18 protein-coding genes are annotated in these 16,298 nt (G+C 58.7%); 2 read left to right on the forward strand and 16 right to left on the reverse strand.

The window, feature by feature from the left end:
* From ACJ8J5_RS22245 to fkpA, 9 genes are all read right to left on the reverse strand, one after another.
* On the reverse strand, positions 1-164 hold a 164-nt coding region (locus ACJ8J5_RS22245), incomplete at its 3' end, for a GTP-binding protein (protein WP_023158627.1).
* A 70-nt stretch (positions 165-234) separates the two neighbouring features.
* Positions 235-2,349, reverse strand: a complete 2,115-nt coding sequence (fusA, locus tag ACJ8J5_RS22250; RefSeq protein ID WP_025304497.1) for an elongation factor G — start codon at positions 2,347-2,349, stop codon at positions 235-237.
* 93 nt (positions 2,350-2,442) lie between these two features.
* Positions 2,443-2,913 (reverse strand): 30S ribosomal protein S7, encoded by a 471-nt coding sequence (rpsG, locus tag ACJ8J5_RS22255; protein ID WP_004956203.1) that lies wholly within the window; start codon positions 2,911-2,913, stop codon positions 2,443-2,445.
* Positions 2,914-3,009: 96 nt separating this feature from the next.
* Entirely contained in the window at positions 3,010-3,384 is a 375-nt protein-coding gene (gene rpsL, locus ACJ8J5_RS22260) for a 30S ribosomal protein S12 (RefSeq protein ID WP_004930426.1), read from the reverse strand.
* A gap of 143 nt (positions 3,385-3,527) precedes the next feature.
* The gene (tusB, locus tag ACJ8J5_RS22265) at positions 3,528-3,815 is read right to left on the reverse strand and encodes a sulfurtransferase complex subunit TusB (protein WP_414105002.1); all 288 of its coding nucleotides are present in this window, start codon (positions 3,813-3,815) and stop codon (positions 3,528-3,530) included.
* 9 nt (positions 3,816-3,824) lie between these two features.
* Complete coding sequence (tusC, locus tag ACJ8J5_RS22270; protein ID WP_025304500.1) at positions 3,825-4,184, reverse strand: sulfurtransferase complex subunit TusC; 360 nt, start codon at positions 4,182-4,184, stop codon at positions 3,825-3,827.
* 7 nt (positions 4,185-4,191) lie between these two features.
* Positions 4,192-4,581, reverse strand: coding sequence for a sulfurtransferase complex subunit TusD (gene tusD, locus ACJ8J5_RS22275; protein ID WP_033636259.1), 390 nt, complete (start codon positions 4,579-4,581; stop codon positions 4,192-4,194).
* Positions 4,581-5,303, reverse strand: coding sequence for a helix-turn-helix transcriptional regulator (locus ACJ8J5_RS22280; RefSeq protein ID WP_004930418.1), 723 nt, complete (start codon positions 5,301-5,303; stop codon positions 4,581-4,583). Before ACJ8J5_RS22280 ends, tusD begins: the two co-directional genes overlap by 1 nt.
* Before the next feature lie 373 nt (positions 5,304-5,676).
* Positions 5,677-6,516 carry an FKBP-type peptidyl-prolyl cis-trans isomerase gene (fkpA, locus tag ACJ8J5_RS22285; protein WP_025304502.1) on the reverse strand — a complete coding sequence of 280 codons (840 nt, stop codon included), beginning with the start codon at positions 6,514-6,516 and terminating at the stop codon, positions 5,677-5,679.
* Between the two features lie 356 nt (positions 6,517-6,872).
* On the opposite strand from fkpA, the gene ACJ8J5_RS22290 reads away from it, so the two are divergent.
* The gene (locus ACJ8J5_RS22290) at positions 6,873-7,100 is read left to right on the forward strand and encodes a SlyX family protein (protein ID WP_025304503.1); all 228 of its coding nucleotides are present in this window, start codon (positions 6,873-6,875) and stop codon (positions 7,098-7,100) included.
* 15 nt (positions 7,101-7,115) lie between these two features.
* Here the strand turns inward: ACJ8J5_RS22290 and ACJ8J5_RS22295 are convergent, their stop codons facing one another.
* The 7 genes from ACJ8J5_RS22295 to kefG form a co-directional block, all read right to left on the reverse strand.
* Positions 7,116-8,288: a MalY/PatB family protein gene (locus tag ACJ8J5_RS22295; protein ID WP_025304504.1), complete on the reverse strand. Its 1,173-nt coding sequence runs from the start codon at positions 8,286-8,288 to the stop codon at positions 7,116-7,118.
* A gap of 1 nt (position 8,289) precedes the next feature.
* Complete coding sequence (gene nhaC, locus ACJ8J5_RS22300; RefSeq protein ID WP_049206071.1) at positions 8,290-9,729, reverse strand: Na+/H+ antiporter NhaC; 1,440 nt, start codon at positions 9,727-9,729, stop codon at positions 8,290-8,292.
* Positions 9,730-9,851: 122 nt separating this feature from the next.
* Complete coding sequence (locus ACJ8J5_RS22305; RefSeq protein WP_197811524.1) at positions 9,852-10,880, reverse strand: LacI family DNA-binding transcriptional regulator; 1,029 nt, start codon at positions 10,878-10,880, stop codon at positions 9,852-9,854.
* A 92-nt stretch (positions 10,881-10,972) separates the two neighbouring features.
* Positions 10,973-11,560 carry a peptidylprolyl isomerase gene (slyD, locus tag ACJ8J5_RS22310; protein ID WP_004930407.1) on the reverse strand — a complete coding sequence of 196 codons (588 nt, stop codon included), beginning with the start codon at positions 11,558-11,560 and terminating at the stop codon, positions 10,973-10,975.
* A 112-nt stretch (positions 11,561-11,672) separates the two neighbouring features.
* Positions 11,673-11,876 (reverse strand): YheV family putative zinc ribbon protein, encoded by a 204-nt coding sequence (locus tag ACJ8J5_RS22315; RefSeq protein ID WP_015379274.1) that lies wholly within the window; start codon positions 11,874-11,876, stop codon positions 11,673-11,675.
* Between the two features lie 14 nt (positions 11,877-11,890).
* On the reverse strand, positions 11,891-13,699 hold the full coding sequence (gene kefB, locus ACJ8J5_RS22320) for a glutathione-regulated potassium-efflux system protein KefB (protein WP_049294935.1): 1,809 nt from the start codon (positions 13,697-13,699) through the stop codon (positions 11,891-11,893).
* Positions 13,700-13,701: 2 nt separating this feature from the next.
* Positions 13,702-14,253: a glutathione-regulated potassium-efflux system ancillary protein KefG gene (kefG, locus tag ACJ8J5_RS22325; protein ID WP_025159909.1), complete on the reverse strand. Its 552-nt coding sequence runs from the start codon at positions 14,251-14,253 to the stop codon at positions 13,702-13,704.
* Positions 14,254-14,382: 129 nt separating this feature from the next.
* Between kefG and ACJ8J5_RS22330 the strand changes: the two genes are divergently transcribed.
* On the forward strand, positions 14,383-16,296 hold the full coding sequence (locus tag ACJ8J5_RS22330) for an ABC transporter ATP-binding protein (protein WP_049206067.1): 1,914 nt from the start codon (positions 14,383-14,385) through the stop codon (positions 16,294-16,296).
* The last annotated feature ends 2 nt before the right edge of the window (positions 16,297-16,298 follow it).

The following is a 16,298-nucleotide window of genomic DNA, read 5'->3' on the forward strand; positions in this document are numbered from 1 at the left end:
TCTGGCGCGTTATCGATCTGGTCGAAAGCACGTGCAGAACCGCCGTAGGTTTTAGCCAGAACGGTGGTGATCGCTGCAGTCAGGGTAGTTTTACCGTGGTCAACGTGGCCGATAGTACCAACGTTAACGTGCGGTTTTGTACGTTCAAATTTTTCTTTAGACACGGCTATATTCCTTACTATAGCGCTCTCCCCTTCTGGAGAGAGCACGGGACTTTGGTTTTAACCCTGCGGCTTATTTGCCACGGGCTTCGATTACGGCCTGAGCGACGTTGTTCGGTGCATCATCATACTTCAGGAATTCCATGGTGTATGATGCGCGACCTTTAGTCAGAGAACGCAGCTGAGTTGCGTAGCCGAACATTTCGGACAACGGTACTTCAGCGTGGATCTTAACGCCAGTCACTTCAGATTCCTGACCGCGCAGCATGCCGCGACGACGGCTCAAGTCACCGATAACGTCACCGGTGTTCTCTTCTGGAGTCTCAACTTCAACCTTCATGATAGGCTCAAGCAGAACTGGTTTCGCTTTCTTAAAGCCTTCTTTAAAGGCGATAGACGCGGCCAGTTTAAACGCCAGTTCAGAGGAGTCAACGTCGTGGTAAGAACCGAAGTGCAGACGAATACCCATGTCTACTACCGGGTAACCAGCCAACGGACCAGACTTCAGCTGCTCCTGGATGCCTTTATCAACGGCAGGGATGTATTCGCCAGGAATTACACCACCTTTGATGTCGTTGACGAACTCGTAACCTTTCGGGTTAGAGCCCGGCTCCAGTGGGTACATGTCGATCACAACGTGACCGTACTGACCGCGACCACCAGACTGCTTGGCGTGCTTACCTTCAACGTCGGTAATCTTCGCGCGAATCGCTTCGCGGTAAGCTACCTGAGGTTTGCCCACGTTAGCTTCAACGTTGAATTCACGCTTCATGCGGTCAACGATGATGTCGAGGTGCAGTTCACCCATACCGGCGATGATGGTCTGGTTAGACTCTTCGTCAGTCCATACGCGGAACGACGGGTCTTCTTTAGCCAGACGGCCCAGAGCCAGACCCATTTTTTCTTGGTCAGCTTTGGTTTTCGGTTCAACGGCGATAGAGATTACCGGCTCAGGGAATTCCATACGCTCCAGGATGATTGGAGAGTCTGGATCACACAGGGTGTCCCCGGTGGTCACGTCTTTCAGACCGATCGCAGCGGCGATGTCGCCTGCGCGAACTTCTTTGATCTCTTCACGCTTGTTGGCGTGCATCTGAACGATACGGCCAAAACGCTCGCGCGCAGACTTAACGGAGTTCAGCACGGTGTCGCCGGAGTTAACAACGCCGGAGTACACGCGGAAGAAGGTCAAGTTACCTACGAACGGGTCGGTAGCGATTTTGAACGCCAGCGCAGAGAACGGCTCGTCATCACTTGCGTGACGCTCAGCCGGAGTGTCTTTACCGTCGTCCAGGATACCGTTGATCGCAGGAACGTCAGTTGGTGCCGGCAGGTATTCGATTACCGCATCCAGCATCGCCTGCACGCCCTTGTTCTTGAACGCAGAACCACAGGTAACCAGGATGATTTCGTTGTTCAGTACGCGCTGACGCAGAGCTGCTTTGATTTCTTCCTCGGTCAGCTCTTCGCCGCCCAGGTATTTTTCCATCAGCTCTTCGGAAGCTTCCGCAGCGGACTCGATCAGGTTCTGGCGCCATTCTTCAGCCAGATCCATCATGTCAGCCGGGACGTCTTCGTATTCGAAGGTTACGCCTGCGTCTTCTTCGTTCCAGTTGATCGCCTTCATTTTCACCAGGTCGATAACGCCGGTGAATTTGTCTTCTGCGCCGATAGCCAGCTGCAGAGGAACAGGGTTAGCGCCCAGACGAGATTTGATCTGGCCAACAACTTTCAGGAAGTTAGCGCCCATACGGTCCATTTTGTTAACGAACGCGATACGTGGCACTTTGTATTTGTTAGCCTGACGCCATACGGTTTCAGACTGTGGCTGAACACCACCAACAGCACAGTAAACCATTACCGCGCCATCCAGCACACGCATGGAACGTTCTACTTCGATGGTGAAGTCAACGTGCCCTGGGGTGTCGATGATGTTTACGCGATGCGGTTCGAACTGCTTGGCCATACCAGACCAGAAAGCAGTAGTCGCTGCAGAAGTGATGGTAATACCACGCTCCTGCTCCTGTTCCATCCAGTCCATGGTGGCAGCGCCGTCATGAACTTCACCGATTTTGTGGTTTACACCGGTGTAGAACAGAATACGTTCGGTAGTGGTGGTTTTACCGGCGTCGATGTGAGCACTGATACCGATGTTACGGTAGCGTGCAATGGGTGTTGTACGAGCCATTTGATTCCTCTATTCCTAGGGCGTTCAAGTTCAGTTAACCCAAGCGGGCCGATTTGACGCGCCCGCTTGGTTAGCATGACTACAGCCAGGTGATTACCAGCGGTAGTGGGCGAACGCCTTGTTGGCTTCGGCCATACGGTGAACGTCTTCACGCTTCTTAACAGCAGAACCTTTGTTCTCTGCTGCGTCAGACAGCTCGTTCGCCAGGCGCAGAGCCATGGATTTATCACCGCGTTTACGTGCAGCATCAACGATCCAACGCATTGCCAGAGCATTACGACGAACCGGGCGGACTTCAACTGGTACCTGATAAGTAGAACCGCCAACGCGACGCGACTTAACTTCTACAGTCGGGCGAACGTTGTCGAGAGCGACTTCGAAAGCTTCCAGGTGATCTTTACCAGAACGCTGAGCCAGGGTCTCCAGCGCGGTATAGACGATTGCTTCTGCAGTAGATTTTTTACCGTCTACCATCAGGATATTTACAAATTTGGCCAGCAGCTCAGATCCGAACTTAGGATCTGGCAGGATTTTACGTTGGCCGATTACGCGACGACGTGGCATGGAAATACTCCGTTGTTAATTCAGGATTGTCCAAAACTCTACGAGTTTATTTTGACATTAAAGTTAAAACGTTTGGCCTTACTTAACGGAGAACCATTAAGCCTTTGGCTTCTTCACGCCGTACTTGGAACGAGCTTGCTTACGGTCTTTAACACCGGAGCAGTCAAGTGCACCACGGACGGTGTGGTAACGCACACCTGGCAGGTCTTTTACACGACCGCCACGGATCAGGATTACGGAGTGTTCCTGCAGGTTGTGGCCTTCGCCACCGATGTAGGAAGTCACTTCGAAACCGTTAGTCAAACGCACACGGCAAACTTTACGCAGTGCGGAGTTTGGTTTTTTCGGGGTAGTGGTATATACGCGGGTGCATACGCCACGTTTCTGCGGGCAGGCTTCCAGCGCTGGAACGTTGCTTTTAGCAGCCTTCACAGAGCGTGGTTTGCGAACCAGCTGGTTAATTGTTGCCATTAAAAAAGCTCCTGGTTTTTGCTTCGTACTAGCTTCGTAAACATGTGATAAATCCCCTCGTATGCACTATTGGCAGAGTACGAGGACGCAGAATTTTAGGGCTGACCAGTATGGGTGTCAAGAAATATACAACATCACTCTCATCACCAGGCCATTTGGCTGCAGTGTTGTTCGGTTAATTCAACGAAGTGATTATAGCCGATGACAGTGATTTTGTGCGAAAAATGACCAACCAATCCCCGGGCTTCCAGGTCATCCTGCAGCGCATAAAGGGATATGGGGGCGGCGAGCAGCAATTCAAGATGAGCGCTGCCGGCAAGGCCTGCAAGCACGCCGTCCTGTAGCAGCAACAGCGCGTCGCCCTCCGCCGCCAGGCGCAGCAGCGCAGGTAAGTCACATTGGTTTGGCGAATGGCTCAGGGTATACAGCATCAGAAGATCCTAAAACGTCATCACGGCGTCGTAACCGGCCAATTGGCGGCGCAATTCATCCGGCGCCAGCACCTCGGCATCCAGCACCCAATCGGTCACCTGACTCAGCCCACGCTCCTGCAGCGAAGCCTGGCATAGATAGCAGCGCTCCACGTCATACAACGGCAGCACGCCGAAGGTGGCGATGTAATTGCGCGCCAAGATTTTTTCCGGTTGCTGGCCCGGCAACAGCTGCAATACGCCATCGCCGACAAAAAACACCCCCAAATCCTCACTGAGCGCCGATGTGGCAAGCAGCGCATCCAGCCCTTCCCTGCCGCCGGCACCGCCGTGCGGCCCGTGGGTGAAAACAAAAGCGACTCGTTTCATCATATCCTCAGAACTGCACCAGACGGTCGCAACTCAGCGACGCTTCGGCCAGGGAACCCAGCCCGCTCAGGGTAAAGCCGGGCTGCAGGTTGGCGCTTGCCAGCCCCTGTTGCGCCGCCTCCTGCTCGTCGGTGACGCCACGGCGCAGCGCGGCAGCAACGCAGACGTTGAGCGCCACGCCGTGTTGCTGCGCCAGCTGCGTCCAGCCGCGCACCAGGTCGAACTCGTCGCTGGCCGGCGCGGTCAGCTGGTTGGCGTTCAACACCCCTTCACGGTAGAAAAAAACGCTGGAAAGCCGGTGCCCTTTCGCCAGCAAAGCCTGAGCGAACTGATAGGCGCTGCTGGCCTGCTGAGTGCCGTAAGCCGGGCCGGTGACCAACAGACAATAATCGAGCATCAACGGTCGCTTCCCAACAGATCGCCGCTCTTGAACTGGCGGATGTACAGATACACGGTGTGTTTGGAGATATTCAGGCGATCCGCCACCTGATTGATCGCATCCTTGATATCGAAGATGCCTTTCTCATAGAGGTTGAGCACCACCTGGCGATTCTTGGCGTTATTGGACACCGAGCGGTCGGCGTTCACCTCTTCGATGGTGAACTCCAGCGTCTGCGCCACCAGATCGTCGACGGAAGAGGCGAAATTCACCGACGACGGCACGTCCTGCGTGGCCGGCGGCATAAAAGTCTGCATGATCTGCGAGAACGGCACGTCGAGGTTCATGTTGATGCACAGCAAGCCGATCACCCGCTGCTCGCGATTGCGAATGGCAATGGTCACCGATTTCATCAACACGCCGCTCTTGGCGCGGGTAAAGTAGGCTTTCGACACGCTGCTGTCGTCGCCGGCCATGTCGTGCAACATGCGCAGCGCCAGGTCGGTGATCGGCGAGCCGATTTTGCGCCCGGTGTGTTCCCCGTTGGCGATGCGCACCGCCGAGCTGTTCAGGTCTTCCAGCGCGTGCAATACGATCTCACAGTGGCCGCCGATCAACATCGCCAGCCCGTCGACCACCGCTTCATAGGATTTCAGGATTTCATGATCCGTTTGAGTAAACGGACGTTCATTCAGCAAATCAAGTTCGCTGGCTTCGCTGGATAAAAGCGAATTCGACATCGAAGATACCACCCTCATAGATCGCCTGTGCCAGGGGGCGCAGCTAAAACCGCTCGGACCGGATCGCTGCCGTCGTCGGCATGCCGCCGCGCGGCTGGCTGAGAGCCGCATAAAACGGCACGATGACATCCGCGGGCGAGGCGGCCGGGAACAATTTTAGGTACACGCCCTAAGGGGCAGACGCATGACTGATAAGTCAGAATTATTAGTCTAGCAAAGCGGCCGGAGCAAAGTCCTTGCGTTTGCGCGTGGTATTGACGTTAAGCCCGATGCCCGGCAGGCGTCAAGCGTTCAATGGCGAGAGAGGTGGCGGCGGCCAAAATGAAAACCGCCGCGGAGGGCATCCGCGGCGGTGGCAAACAAAGCGACGAGATTATTTCGCTTTGGTATCGGCTTTCGCGTCAGCCGGTTTTTCGGCTTTAGCGTCGGCTTTCGGCGCCGCTTTCACGTCCAGCAGCTCAACGTCGAAGACCAGCGTGGAGTTAGCCGGGATGCCCGGAACGCCGGTTTTGCCGTAGGCCAAGGCCGGCGGGATCACCAGCTTGATTTTGCCGCCTTTCTTGATGTGCTTCAGACCTTCGGTCCAGCCAGGGATCACGCCGTCCAGACGGAACGACAGCGGCTCGCCGCGGGTATAGGAGTTATCAAACTCGGTGCCGTCGGTCAGGGTGCCTTTGTAGTTCACCACCACGGTGTCGCTGTCTTTCGGCGCTTCACCCGCGCCCGGTTTCTCTACCTGATACAGCAGGCCGGATTCGGTTTTCTTCACGCCTTTTTCTTTAGCGAAGCTGTCGCGATACTTGGCGCCTTTGGTTTCGTTGTCCTTGGCGTCCTGCTCCATCTTCGCCTGAGCGGAAGCCTTCACGCGCGCTTCGAAGCCCTGCAGGGTCTTCTCGATGTCGGCATCGTTCAGCTTGCTCTTGTTGGCGAACGCGTCCTGAACGCCGGCGATCAGCTGATCTTTGTCCAGTTTGATGCCCAGCTTCTCTTGCTCTTTCAGAGAGTTGTCCATGTAACGGCCGAGAGAGGCGCCCAGTGCGTAGGCCGCTTGCTCGTCGTCGTTTTTGAACTTGCCGGTGCTTGGCGCTGCTGCCGCGTCCGCTGGTTTAGCGGCTTCTGCCGGTTTGGCGGCATCGGCTGCCATGACCTGGGTCGCATTCAGAGCAAAAGCCATGGTGGTTGCCAGAAGCGTGACTTTAAACAAAGATTTCATCCATTTCTCCAGTGTCTGAAGCAATGCCCCAAACAATCATTAGGTAAGATAACCGGGCTACTATAGCTGCCTGAAACAAAACAAAACAGTCGCACAGGTAACCAATCGAGTCAAAGTGTGACTCCCACTTTGCCGAGAAGTTTCCCCCTGAGTGCTACTCGCATGATAAATCAGATTTTTCTTGCAGAATATTCGGCGAGGTTAGCAAAAAACAGCGTATCGGGCGCGCAACTTTTCAGCACTTTACACTGCCGATCGCAACGTTGCGCGCCGTCTGAAGAAATAGCGCGAGCAAACCCGGCGCCAGCTGTTACCATAGCGCCGAATCAGGATTTTATCGCGTCAGAGGTAGCCTCATGCACAACGCCGACATTCAACGCCTGCTACAGCGGCTTGAAGAACTGGAGAGCCGTCAGGCTTTCCAAGAGCTCACCATCGAAGAGCTCAACCAGACCGTTACCCAGCATCAAATGGAAATGCTGAAGATGCGCGAACACCTGCGCATGTTGACCGACAAGCTGCGCTCGACCCAAACCTCAATGATCGCCTCGCAATCGGAAGAAACCCCTCCGCCGCACTATTGAGGGTCCGTTGCGCGGTTATTTCAGGCGTGCCAACCCATCGACGGCACGCTCGAGATACCGGCGCGGGCACCCCAGGTTGATGCGGATAAAACCGCTCCCCTGCGGGCCGAAACCGCTGCCCATCGACGGAGCCAGCTTTGCCACCGCCACCAGCGCCTGCTGTAAGTCAGCATCGCTCAAACCCAGTGCACGGCAATCCAGCCAGGCGAGATAGGTCCCTTCTGCCTGGGTCATCGTGCACCAGGGCGCGGCGGCCGCCAGCGCCCGTTCAAACCAACGCCGATTCTCCGCCAGGTAGCTGAGCAGCTCATCAAGCCAGACAGCACCCCGTTGATAGGCCGCGGTCGCCGCCGTCATCGATAGCGCGTTGAACACATCCAGCCCGTGGGCATTCAGCCGATCGACAAACGCCTGCCGAAGCCGAGCGTTGGGGATCAGGAAATTCGAAATGCGCAGCGAGGAAAGGCCGAACGTTTTGCTGGCGGACGTCGCCGCAATCGCTCGCTCGCGATATTTCTTGTCCAGATGCAACACCGACGTAAACGTCTCGCCGGGCAGCAGCAGATCGGCCCAGATCTCATCGGAGATCACCGTAACGTCGTGGGTATGGCAAAGCGCCATGAGCCGCTCCAGTTCATCGCGGCGCCAGCAACGGCCTGTCGGATTGTGCGGATTGCACAGCAACAACAGCGGCGGTTTACGCTGTGCCAGACAGGCAGCCAACTGGTCGAAATCGATCCGATATCCCTGCGGAGTTTTCAACAGAGGATTCTCAAGCACCTCTCTGCCATTCATGGTGACTATCTTGGCGAACGAGCCATAATACGGCCCCTGCACCACCACACCGTCCCCCGGCTTGCTGAGCAGTTGGATCAGCATCGCCAATCCGGGCACCACCCCCTCAATCGACGTAAACCACTCACGCCGCAGCGGCAAGTCGTGCCGTTTGGCGAACCAGTCGATCGCCGCCTGATAGTAGGCGTCGTCACGTTCGCTGTAGCCAAAGACCCCGTGGTCCACCCGCTGATGCAGCGCCTGTTGCACCTCTGGCGGACATGGAAAATCGAAATCGGACACCCACATCGGCAACAGTTCGCTGCCATCCAGTTGCAGATAGCGGTCGATGAAGTCCCACTTCACGGAGCTGGTGTTGTGGCGATCGATGATGGCGTTGAAATGACTCGTCATGTCAGGCTTCCTTACGCTGCAAATCGTTCTGAGGTTGAAGTTTGGCGATACCGAAGCCGGTGAACCCATAAATCAGGGCGAACACCACCGCGGCATAACATTGGATCGCCCACGGCAGCAGATCGAGCGTGCTGACCCCCAGCGTGGTCGCCATGTAAATACCGGCGGCCGTCCACGGGATCAGCGGCTCGATAACGGTGCCCGCATCCTCGACGGTGCGCGACAGGTTTTTGTTGTCCAGCCCCATGCGCCGATAGGCCCCTTTGAACAGCTCCGCTGGGATCAGCAGCGCCAGCTTGCCGTCGCTGGTCGCGCCGGTCACCAGGATCGTGGTGGCAACGGTGGCGGCGATCAGTTGGCCGGTGGTGTGCACCACGTGCAGCAGCCGGCTGATGATCACCGTCAGGGCGCCGGTCAGCGTCAGGGCGCCGGCGAAGGAAAAGGCGCAGAACACCAGCAGGATCGTACTCATCATCGAGAACATGCCGCCGCGGTTCAGCAGGCGCGGCACATCGGCGACGATCCCTTCGACGTTATGGCCCTGGCTGGCGAACATCGACAGATTGAAGCCGTCCATCAACGCATTCAGCCCCTGTTGCAGGCTAAAACCCTGCAGCGCGACGCCGATGGCGATCGCCAGCGCGCAGGCGGCCAGCATGACAGGGATCACCGGCCGTTTGGTCACTGCGCCCCACAGCACCAGCACCGGTGGCAGGATCAACAGCAGGTTGAAATGGTACAGCCCCTCAAGCGCGCTGACGATTTCGGTCACTTTTTCCGGCGTTGCCACGCTGCCCACCGCGCCGGTGTGGCCGGCGATCAGGTACACCACGGCGGCCAGGATGAAGCTCGGCAACGTCGTGTACATCAGATGCTGGATATGGCTGTAGAGATCGGTATCCGCAACGATAGCCGCGAAGTTCGTCGAATCGGACAACGGCGAAATTTTGTCGCCGAAGTAGGCGCCGGACACCACCGCCCCAGCCGCGGCGGCCAGCGGCACGTCTAAACCGGCGGCCACGCCCATCAGCGCCACGCCCACGGTGCCGGCTGCCCCCCACGAGGTGCCGGTGCACACCGAGATCACGCTGGTGATGAAGAACGCGGCAATCAGAATATATTGCGGACTGATCAGCTTCAGCCCCCAATACACCATGTAAGGGATTGTACCGCTGATCATCCAGGTGCCGATCAGGCCACCTACGCAGATCAGGATCATGATCACCGGCATGGCCTTCGCCAGCTTGGCCACGATGGCCTCGATGATGTCGTCCCAGCGGTAACCTTGCCACCAGGCCAGCGCGGCGGTGATGGCGGCGGAAACCAGCAGAAGCGGTTCAATGCGCAGGCCAAACTGGCCATAGCCGATGATGAGCAGCAACAGCATGGCCACAATCGGCAGCGTCGCCAACCCAAGGTTGAGCGTTTTCTTATTATCCATATACGGCTCCTGTTGAAGATGGGGTACTGCAACAGCGTAATGGCTTCGATAATCGGAGGATGTGAGCGCAGGCAACCGGCCATGTAATCGGTTTCATGCGCTCACGTTGTGTGACTTGCCTCTCATTCGCCGCGCTTGCTTTGCTCATGCGGCTCGCCGTCGGTGACAGAGTCTCGCAGGATAAGCTCGGCCGAAAAGCGGTTGTTCTGCGGCGCGACGTCGCTGCCGCTGTGGATCTGCAGCGCGAGGCGCGCGGCGCGTCGGGCCATTTTCTCGATGGGGTAATGCACAGTGGTCAGCGAAGGGTGGAGATATTTCGCCAGGGCAATGTCGTCAAAGCCAACGATCGACAGCGCATCGGGCAACTGAATGTGCCGTTGATGGCAGGTGCGCATCATGCCGGCGGCCATCACGTCGTTGAACGTCACTGCGGCGGTGAAGCGTGGGTCGCTGGCCAGCACGCGCTCGGCCGCCAACTCGCCCCCTTTCTCGTTGAAGGGCACGCTGATGATCCAGGCTCCGGGCACCTCAATACCAGCGGCGGCCATGGCCTTGCGGTAACCCGCTAACCGCTGTGCGCGGTCGTCGATCGGCAAATCCGCCGTCACGCAGGCGATTCTCCGATGCCCCTGGCGAATGAGTAGCTCGGTCGCCGCCTGTGCCGCCTTGGCATTGTCGAGCCAAATACAACGATTGGCGATGGCCGGCAGGTAGCGATTGACCAGCACCAGCGCGGGCGTGTGGGCGGCGTAGCGCAGCAGCTCCTCTTCTCCCATGCGCGTGACGTGCGCCACAATGGCTTCGCATCCCTGATTGATGAGAAAGTCGAGGCCGCTTTTTTCCAGTTCGGCCTGATGCCCGCCGCTGCACAACATCAAACGCACGCCAGCCTGCCGCGTGATGTCTTCCACGCCCCGCGCCAGGCGCGAGAAAAACGGATCGTCGAGGTTGCCGGTCAGCAACCCCAGCATATTGCCGCTTCTTTTCGCCAGTGCCAGCGCGGCGGCGTTGCGGTGGTAATTGAACTCGCGCATCGCTTTCTCGACGCGTTCGCGGGTCACCGGTTCAACGTAGGCGGAATTATTGATCACCCGGCTGACGGTGGCCGTGGAAACGCCGGCGCGGCGCGCAACGTCTTTCATGGTGGCCATGGCATGTCCTGTTGTGCCGTTCGGCGCCTGGTGCGCCGCGCATAAAAAAGGGCAGCCAATGGCCGCCCTCTTGTCTCGGGATTGCGTTCTGCTTAGTGGCAGCCGCAACCACCGTTACCGCAACCGCCTTTACCGTGGTCGTGACCATGGTCGTGATCGTGGCTGTGGCCGTGACCGCCGCAGCAACCTTCACCGTGCTCGTGGTGATGGTCGTGCTCGCCGTGTACGTGACCGTGCGCCAGCTCTTCTGCGGTCGCTTCGCGGATCGCGACAACTTCCACGTTGAAGTTCAGGTTTTGGCCGGCCAGCATGTGGTTGCCGTCAACCACGACGTGGTCACCGTCAACTTCGGTGATTTCAACCGGTACCGGGCCCTGATCGGTGTCAGCCAGAAAACGCATGCCGACCTGCAGTTCGTCAACGCCCATGAAGACGTCTTTCGGTACGCGCTGCACCAGGTTTTCGTCGTAGTTGCCGTACGCGTCGTTCGCGCCGACGTGAACGTCAAAACGATCGCCAACGTCGTGGCCTTCGAGTGCTTTTTCCAGACCTGCGATCAGAGAACCATGCCCGTGCAGATAGTCCAGCGGTGCGCTCACCGGAGACTCATCAACCAAAACACCGTCTTCTGTACGTACTTGGTAAGCCAGGCTGACCACCAAGTCTTTTGCTACTTTCATGATATCTCCTACCGTTGGCTACTAGGACGCGCACCGTTATCGGGATGCGCGCCTTTTCCGGACAGATTGTAACGGAAATCTGCCTCGCTGTACCCTCCGGGATAAAAAAACGCTACTTCGGCTGGAAAATGCCGATCACCTGCTCTTGCGGGCGAACGTGTTTTTCCACCTGTTGTTCGGTCTGGCGCTGATGGTGTCCGCACTTGACGCACTCCACCACTTCCACCTGATCCTCCCGCCATACCGCCAACGTATCCATAGCGCTACAGCTCGGGCACACCGCCCCGGCGATAAATCTCTTACGTGTTGCAGACATCGTTATGCTCCCGCTTATTCGTATTCGTCCCAGCCGTCGAACTGGCGACTTTCTTTTTGCATTTCGCGATGGAACAGCTCTTCCAGCTCGCGCCGCGCCTCTTTCACGCGGGAAATTTGCGCCACGTCGCCCTGATGCGGCGGCATCAGCTCACGCAGCATGCGCATATCCAGGCGGCGGAAATGCTGCTGGGCGCGGAAAGCCTGATGCGGGTGCATGCCCAGCTCCATCAGCGCCTTGCGCCCCAGTTCCAGCGCGCTGGAGAAGGTCTCGCGGCTGAACTGTTTCACGCCCGCCTGCAGCAGCTCATGTGCCTCCACGCGGCCGCGCGCACGCGCCAGAATGCTCAGGTTCGGGAAGTGCTGTTGGCACAGCCGCACGATCTCCATGGTGTCTTCCGGCTCATTGCAGGTGATCACGATCGACTTGGCCTTTTCGGCGCCCGCCGCGCGCAGCAGTTCCAGCTCGGTGGCGTCGCCGTAATAAACCTGGTAACCGTAACGCCGCAGCACGCCGACGGCGCTGACGTCGCGCTCCAGTACGGTAATGCGCATTTTGTTGGCCATCAACAGGCGGCCGATCACCTGGCCGAAACGCCCGAAGCCGACGATGATCACCTGCGGATCGTCATCCTCTACGTACGGCGTTTCCTCGTCTTCGCCTTTAGCGTTATAGCGGCGCGCCAAAATGCGGTCGATGGCCTGCATCAGCAGCGGCGTGGTCATCATCGACAGCGTCACCACCACCAGCAGCAAAGAGAGTTGATCCGGCTGCAGCACCTTTTGCGCCCCCGCCGCCGAAAACAGCACGAAGGCAAACTCACCGCCCTGGCTGAGCACCCCGGCAAACTGCAGCCGCACCGAGCTACGCAGGCCGAACAGACGCGACACGCCATAGAGCACGCCGGATTTGACCGCCACCAGCGCCAGTACGCCGATCAACACCTCGGCCAGGTGGGTGTAGAGCACGCCGATATTCAACACCATGCCCACCGAGATAAAGAACAGCCCCAGCAGCAGCCCTTTAAACGGCTCGATGGAGATCTCCAGTTCGTGGCGATATTCGCTCTCCGCCAACAGCACCCCGGCGATGAAGGTGCCGAGCGCCATCGACAGGCCGAGCGCCTCCATAAACAGCGCCGAGCCGAGTACCAACAACAGCGCCGCGGCGGTGAAAATCTCGCGCACGCCGGAGGCGGCGATATAGCGGAACAGCGGCCGCAGCAGAAAGCGTCCGCCGATCAGCATGCCGCCGAACGCCGCGACCTTGAGCGCGATCTTCGCCCAGTCGTCGCTGGTGCCGCCGGCGCCGGCCAGAATGGGGATCAACGCCAACGCCGGGATCACCGCCATATCCTGGAACAGCAGCACCGAGAAACCGAGCTGCCCCCCTTCGTTGCGGTTCATGCCCTTTTCGCGCATCAGCTGCAGCGCCATGGCGGTGGAAGACATCGCCAGGCCGATACCGCCGATCACCGCCGCCTGCCAGGCGAAGTGCGTCAGGTACAGCAACGCGCCCAGCACCGCCGCGGTGAGCAACACCTGGCCGGCGCCGGCGCCGAAAATCGAGCGCCTCAGTTCCCACAGCTTGCTGGGGTTCAGCTCCAGACCGATGATGAACATCAGGAACACCACGCCCAGCTCGGAGAAGTGCAGGATCTCGTCAACGTCGCGGATGAAGCCCAATCCCCAAGGGCCGATGGCAATGCCGGCGATCAGATAGCCCAGCACCGCGCCGATCCCCAGGCGACGGGCGATCGGCACCGTCACCACCGCGGCAAACAGGAACAGCAAAATGGCGGTCAGTAAGGTCGATCCTTCCATGGTCACCGCCCTCCGTGCGGCAGCGGGTGGCTCAGCCACTCGCCGTAGGCGTCTGCATGGCTGCGCAACACCTCCGGCTTCTGCCGCCGCGCCCAATAGACCACGAACGGCGTCAGCCAGTGCATATGGCACATCCCGGCGGTCAGCTCGAACGGCCGCAGGATATCTTCCATCGGATAGTGGTTATAACCGCCGGTGCGGTAGGCGCCTTCCGGCTCACCGGTGGTGATCACCGAGCGCCAGTATTTGCCCGCCAGCGCATTGCCGCCCACCCCGCTGGCGAAGCCGCGCGACAGCACGCGATCCAGCCACTCCTTCAGCAGCGCCGGACAGCTGTAGGTATACAGAGGGTGCTGAAACACGATGACCTGATGCTCACGCAGCAGCTGTTGTTCGTGATGAATATCGATAAAAAAATCAGGGTAGTGCGCGTAGAGATCGTGCACGGTGACATGTTCCAACTGCTGCGCCGGTCGAAGCAAAACCCGGTTCGCCACCGAGTCATGGGATTCCGGATGGGCATACAGCAGCAAGACCTTGGGCGGCTGCGACATCATTCCCCTCCAAAGCGTCGTCAGAGTAGCGGTTTTCCGCTACCATGCATCGCAAAGACAAAAACAGCGCGCGGTGCGCGTTCTGTTACCTTAATGATAATTTAACATACTCTGAACATACGGCGCTTTATGATTGTATTCTCCTCGCTACAAATCCGACGCGGCATCCGCGTCCTGCTGGACAACGCCACGGCGACGGTTAATCCAGGTCAGAAGGTCGGCCTGGTGGGCAAAAATGGCTGCGGCAAATCCACGCTGCTGTCGCTGCTGAAGGGCGAGATCGCGGCGGATGGCGGCAGCTTTACCTTCCCCGGCAACTGGGCGCTGGCCTGGGTCAACCAGGAGACGCCGGCGCTGGATGTGCCGGCGATCGAGTATGTTATCGACGGCGACCGCGAGTTTCGCCAGCTCGAAGCCGAACTGCAGGCCGCCAACGACCGCAACGACGGCCACGCCATCGCCACCCTGCACGGTAAGCTGGACGCCATCGACGCCTGGACCATCCGTTCCCGCGCCGCCAGCCTGCTGCACGGCCTCGGCTTCTCCAACGAACAGCTGCAAAGCCCGGTGCGCGACTTTTCCGGCGGCTGGCGCATGCGTCTCAACCTGGCGCAGGCGCTGGTGTGCCGTTCCGACCTGCTGCTGCTCGACGAACCGACCAACCACCTGGATCTCGATGCGGTGATCTGGCTGGAGCGCTGGCTGAAAAGCTACCCCGGCACGCTGGTGCTGATCTCGCATGACCGCGACTTTCTCGATCCGATTGTCGACAAGATCCTGCATATCGAACAGCAGACCCTGAACGAATACACCGGCAACTACTCGTCGTTCGAACGCCAGCGCGCCACCAAATTGGCGCAGCAACAGTCGCTGTATCAGCATCAGCAAGAAAAAGTGGCGCACCTGCAAAGTTATATCGACCGTTTTCGGGCGAAGGCCTCCAAGGCCAAGCAGGCGCAGAGCCGCATCAAGATGCTGGAGCGCATGGAGCTGATCGCCCCGGCGCACGTCGACAACCCGTTCACCTTCAGCTTCCGCCCGCCGGAAAGCCTGCCGAACCCGCTGCTGCGCATGGAAAAAGTCAGCGCCGGATATGGCGATAAAGTGATCTTGAAGTCAATCAAGCTGAACCTGGTACCCGGTTCACGCATTGGCCTGCTCGGCCGCAACGGCGCCGGTAAATCGACGTTGATCAAACTGCTGGCCGGCACCCTGGAACCGCTGAGCGGCGAGATCGGCCTGGCGAAAGGCATCAAGCTGGGTTACTTCGCCCAGCACCAGCTGGAATTCCTGCGCGCCGACGAATCGCCGTTGCAGCATCTGAGCCGCATCGCGCCACGGGTGCTGGAGCAGCAGCTGCGAGATTACCTGGGCGGTTTCGGGTTCCAGGGCGACAAGGTCAGCGAAGTGACCGAACGTTTCTCCGGCGGCGAGAAGGCGCGGCTGGTGCTGGCGCTGATCGTCTGGCAACGCCCGAACCTGCTGCTGCTCGATGAACCGACCAACCACCTGGATCTCGACATGCGTCAGGCGCTGACCGAGGCGCTGATCGATTTCGAAGGCGCGTTGGTGGTGGTCTCGCACGACCGTCACCTGCTGCGCTCCACCACCGACGATCTGTACTTGGTACACGACGGCCAGGTCGAGCCTTTCGAGGGCGATCTCGACGACTACCAGCAGTGGCTTGTCGACCTGCAGCGCCAGGAAAACCAGCAGGATGCACCGGAAAAAGAGAGCGGCGGCAACAGCGCGCAGGCGCGCAAGGACCAAAAACGCCGCGAGGCGGAGTTCCGTACGCAGACCCAACCGCTGCGCAAGCAGATCGCCAAGCTGGAACAGCAGATGGAAAAACTGGGCGCCGAACTGGCGGCGGTGGAAGAGCAGTTGGCGGATCCCGCACTGTACGACATCAGCCGCAAGGCCGAACTGACCGACTGCCTGCAAAAGCAAAGCCAGGCCAAATCCGCGCTCGAAGAGACGGAAATGACCTGGCTGGATGCGCAGGAACAGCTGGAGCAGTTAACGCAGGCGTTCGACGCCTAAAC

The sequence above is a fragment of the Serratia sp. CY43202 genome, assembly GCF_052168755.1.
Lineage (GTDB): Bacteria > Pseudomonadota > Gammaproteobacteria > Enterobacterales > Enterobacteriaceae > Serratia > Serratia bockelmannii.

Bases quoted from the DNA above. Each gene is read 5' to 3' on its own strand.
- fusA (WP_025304497.1), bottom strand. From the start codon at position 2,349: ATGGCTCGTACAACACCCATTGCACGCTACCGTAACATCGGTATCAGT.
- rpsG (WP_004956203.1), bottom strand. From the start codon at position 2,913: ATGCCACGTCGTCGCGTAATCGGCCAACGTAAAATCCTGCCAGATCCT.
- rpsL (WP_004930426.1), bottom strand. From the start codon at position 3,384: ATGGCAACAATTAACCAGCTGGTTCGCAAACCACGCTCTGTGAAGGCT.
- tusB (WP_414105002.1), bottom strand. From the start codon at position 3,815: ATGCTGTATACCCTGAGCCATTCGCCAAACCAATGTGACTTACCTGCG.
- tusC (WP_025304500.1), bottom strand. From the start codon at position 4,184: ATGAAACGAGTCGCTTTTGTTTTCACCCACGGGCCGCACGGCGGTGCC.
- tusD (WP_033636259.1), bottom strand. From the start codon at position 4,581: ATGCTCGATTATTGTCTGTTGGTCACCGGCCCGGCTTACGGCACTCAG.
- ACJ8J5_RS22280 (WP_004930418.1), bottom strand. From the start codon at position 5,303: ATGTCGAATTCGCTTTTATCCAGCGAAGCCAGCGAACTTGATTTGCTG.
- fkpA (WP_025304502.1), bottom strand. From the start codon at position 6,516: ATGAAATCTTTGTTTAAAGTCACGCTTCTGGCAACCACCATGGCTTTT.
- ACJ8J5_RS22290 (WP_025304503.1), top strand. From the start codon at position 6,873: ATGCACAACGCCGACATTCAACGCCTGCTACAGCGGCTTGAAGAACTG.
- ACJ8J5_RS22295 (WP_025304504.1), bottom strand. From the start codon at position 8,288: ATGACGAGTCATTTCAACGCCATCATCGATCGCCACAACACCAGCTCC.
- nhaC (WP_049206071.1), bottom strand. From the start codon at position 9,729: ATGGATAATAAGAAAACGCTCAACCTTGGGTTGGCGACGCTGCCGATT.
- ACJ8J5_RS22305 (WP_197811524.1), bottom strand. From the start codon at position 10,880: ATGGCCACCATGAAAGACGTTGCGCGCCGCGCCGGCGTTTCCACGGCC.
- slyD (WP_004930407.1), bottom strand. From the start codon at position 11,560: ATGAAAGTAGCAAAAGACTTGGTGGTCAGCCTGGCTTACCAAGTACGT.
- ACJ8J5_RS22315 (WP_015379274.1), bottom strand. From the start codon at position 11,876: ATGTCTGCAACACGTAAGAGATTTATCGCCGGGGCGGTGTGCCCGAGC.
- kefB (WP_049294935.1), bottom strand. From the start codon at position 13,699: ATGGAAGGATCGACCTTACTGACCGCCATTTTGCTGTTCCTGTTTGCC.
- kefG (WP_025159909.1), bottom strand. From the start codon at position 14,253: ATGTCGCAGCCGCCCAAGGTCTTGCTGCTGTATGCCCATCCGGAATCC.
- ACJ8J5_RS22330 (WP_049206067.1), top strand. From the start codon at position 14,383: ATGATTGTATTCTCCTCGCTACAAATCCGACGCGGCATCCGCGTCCTG.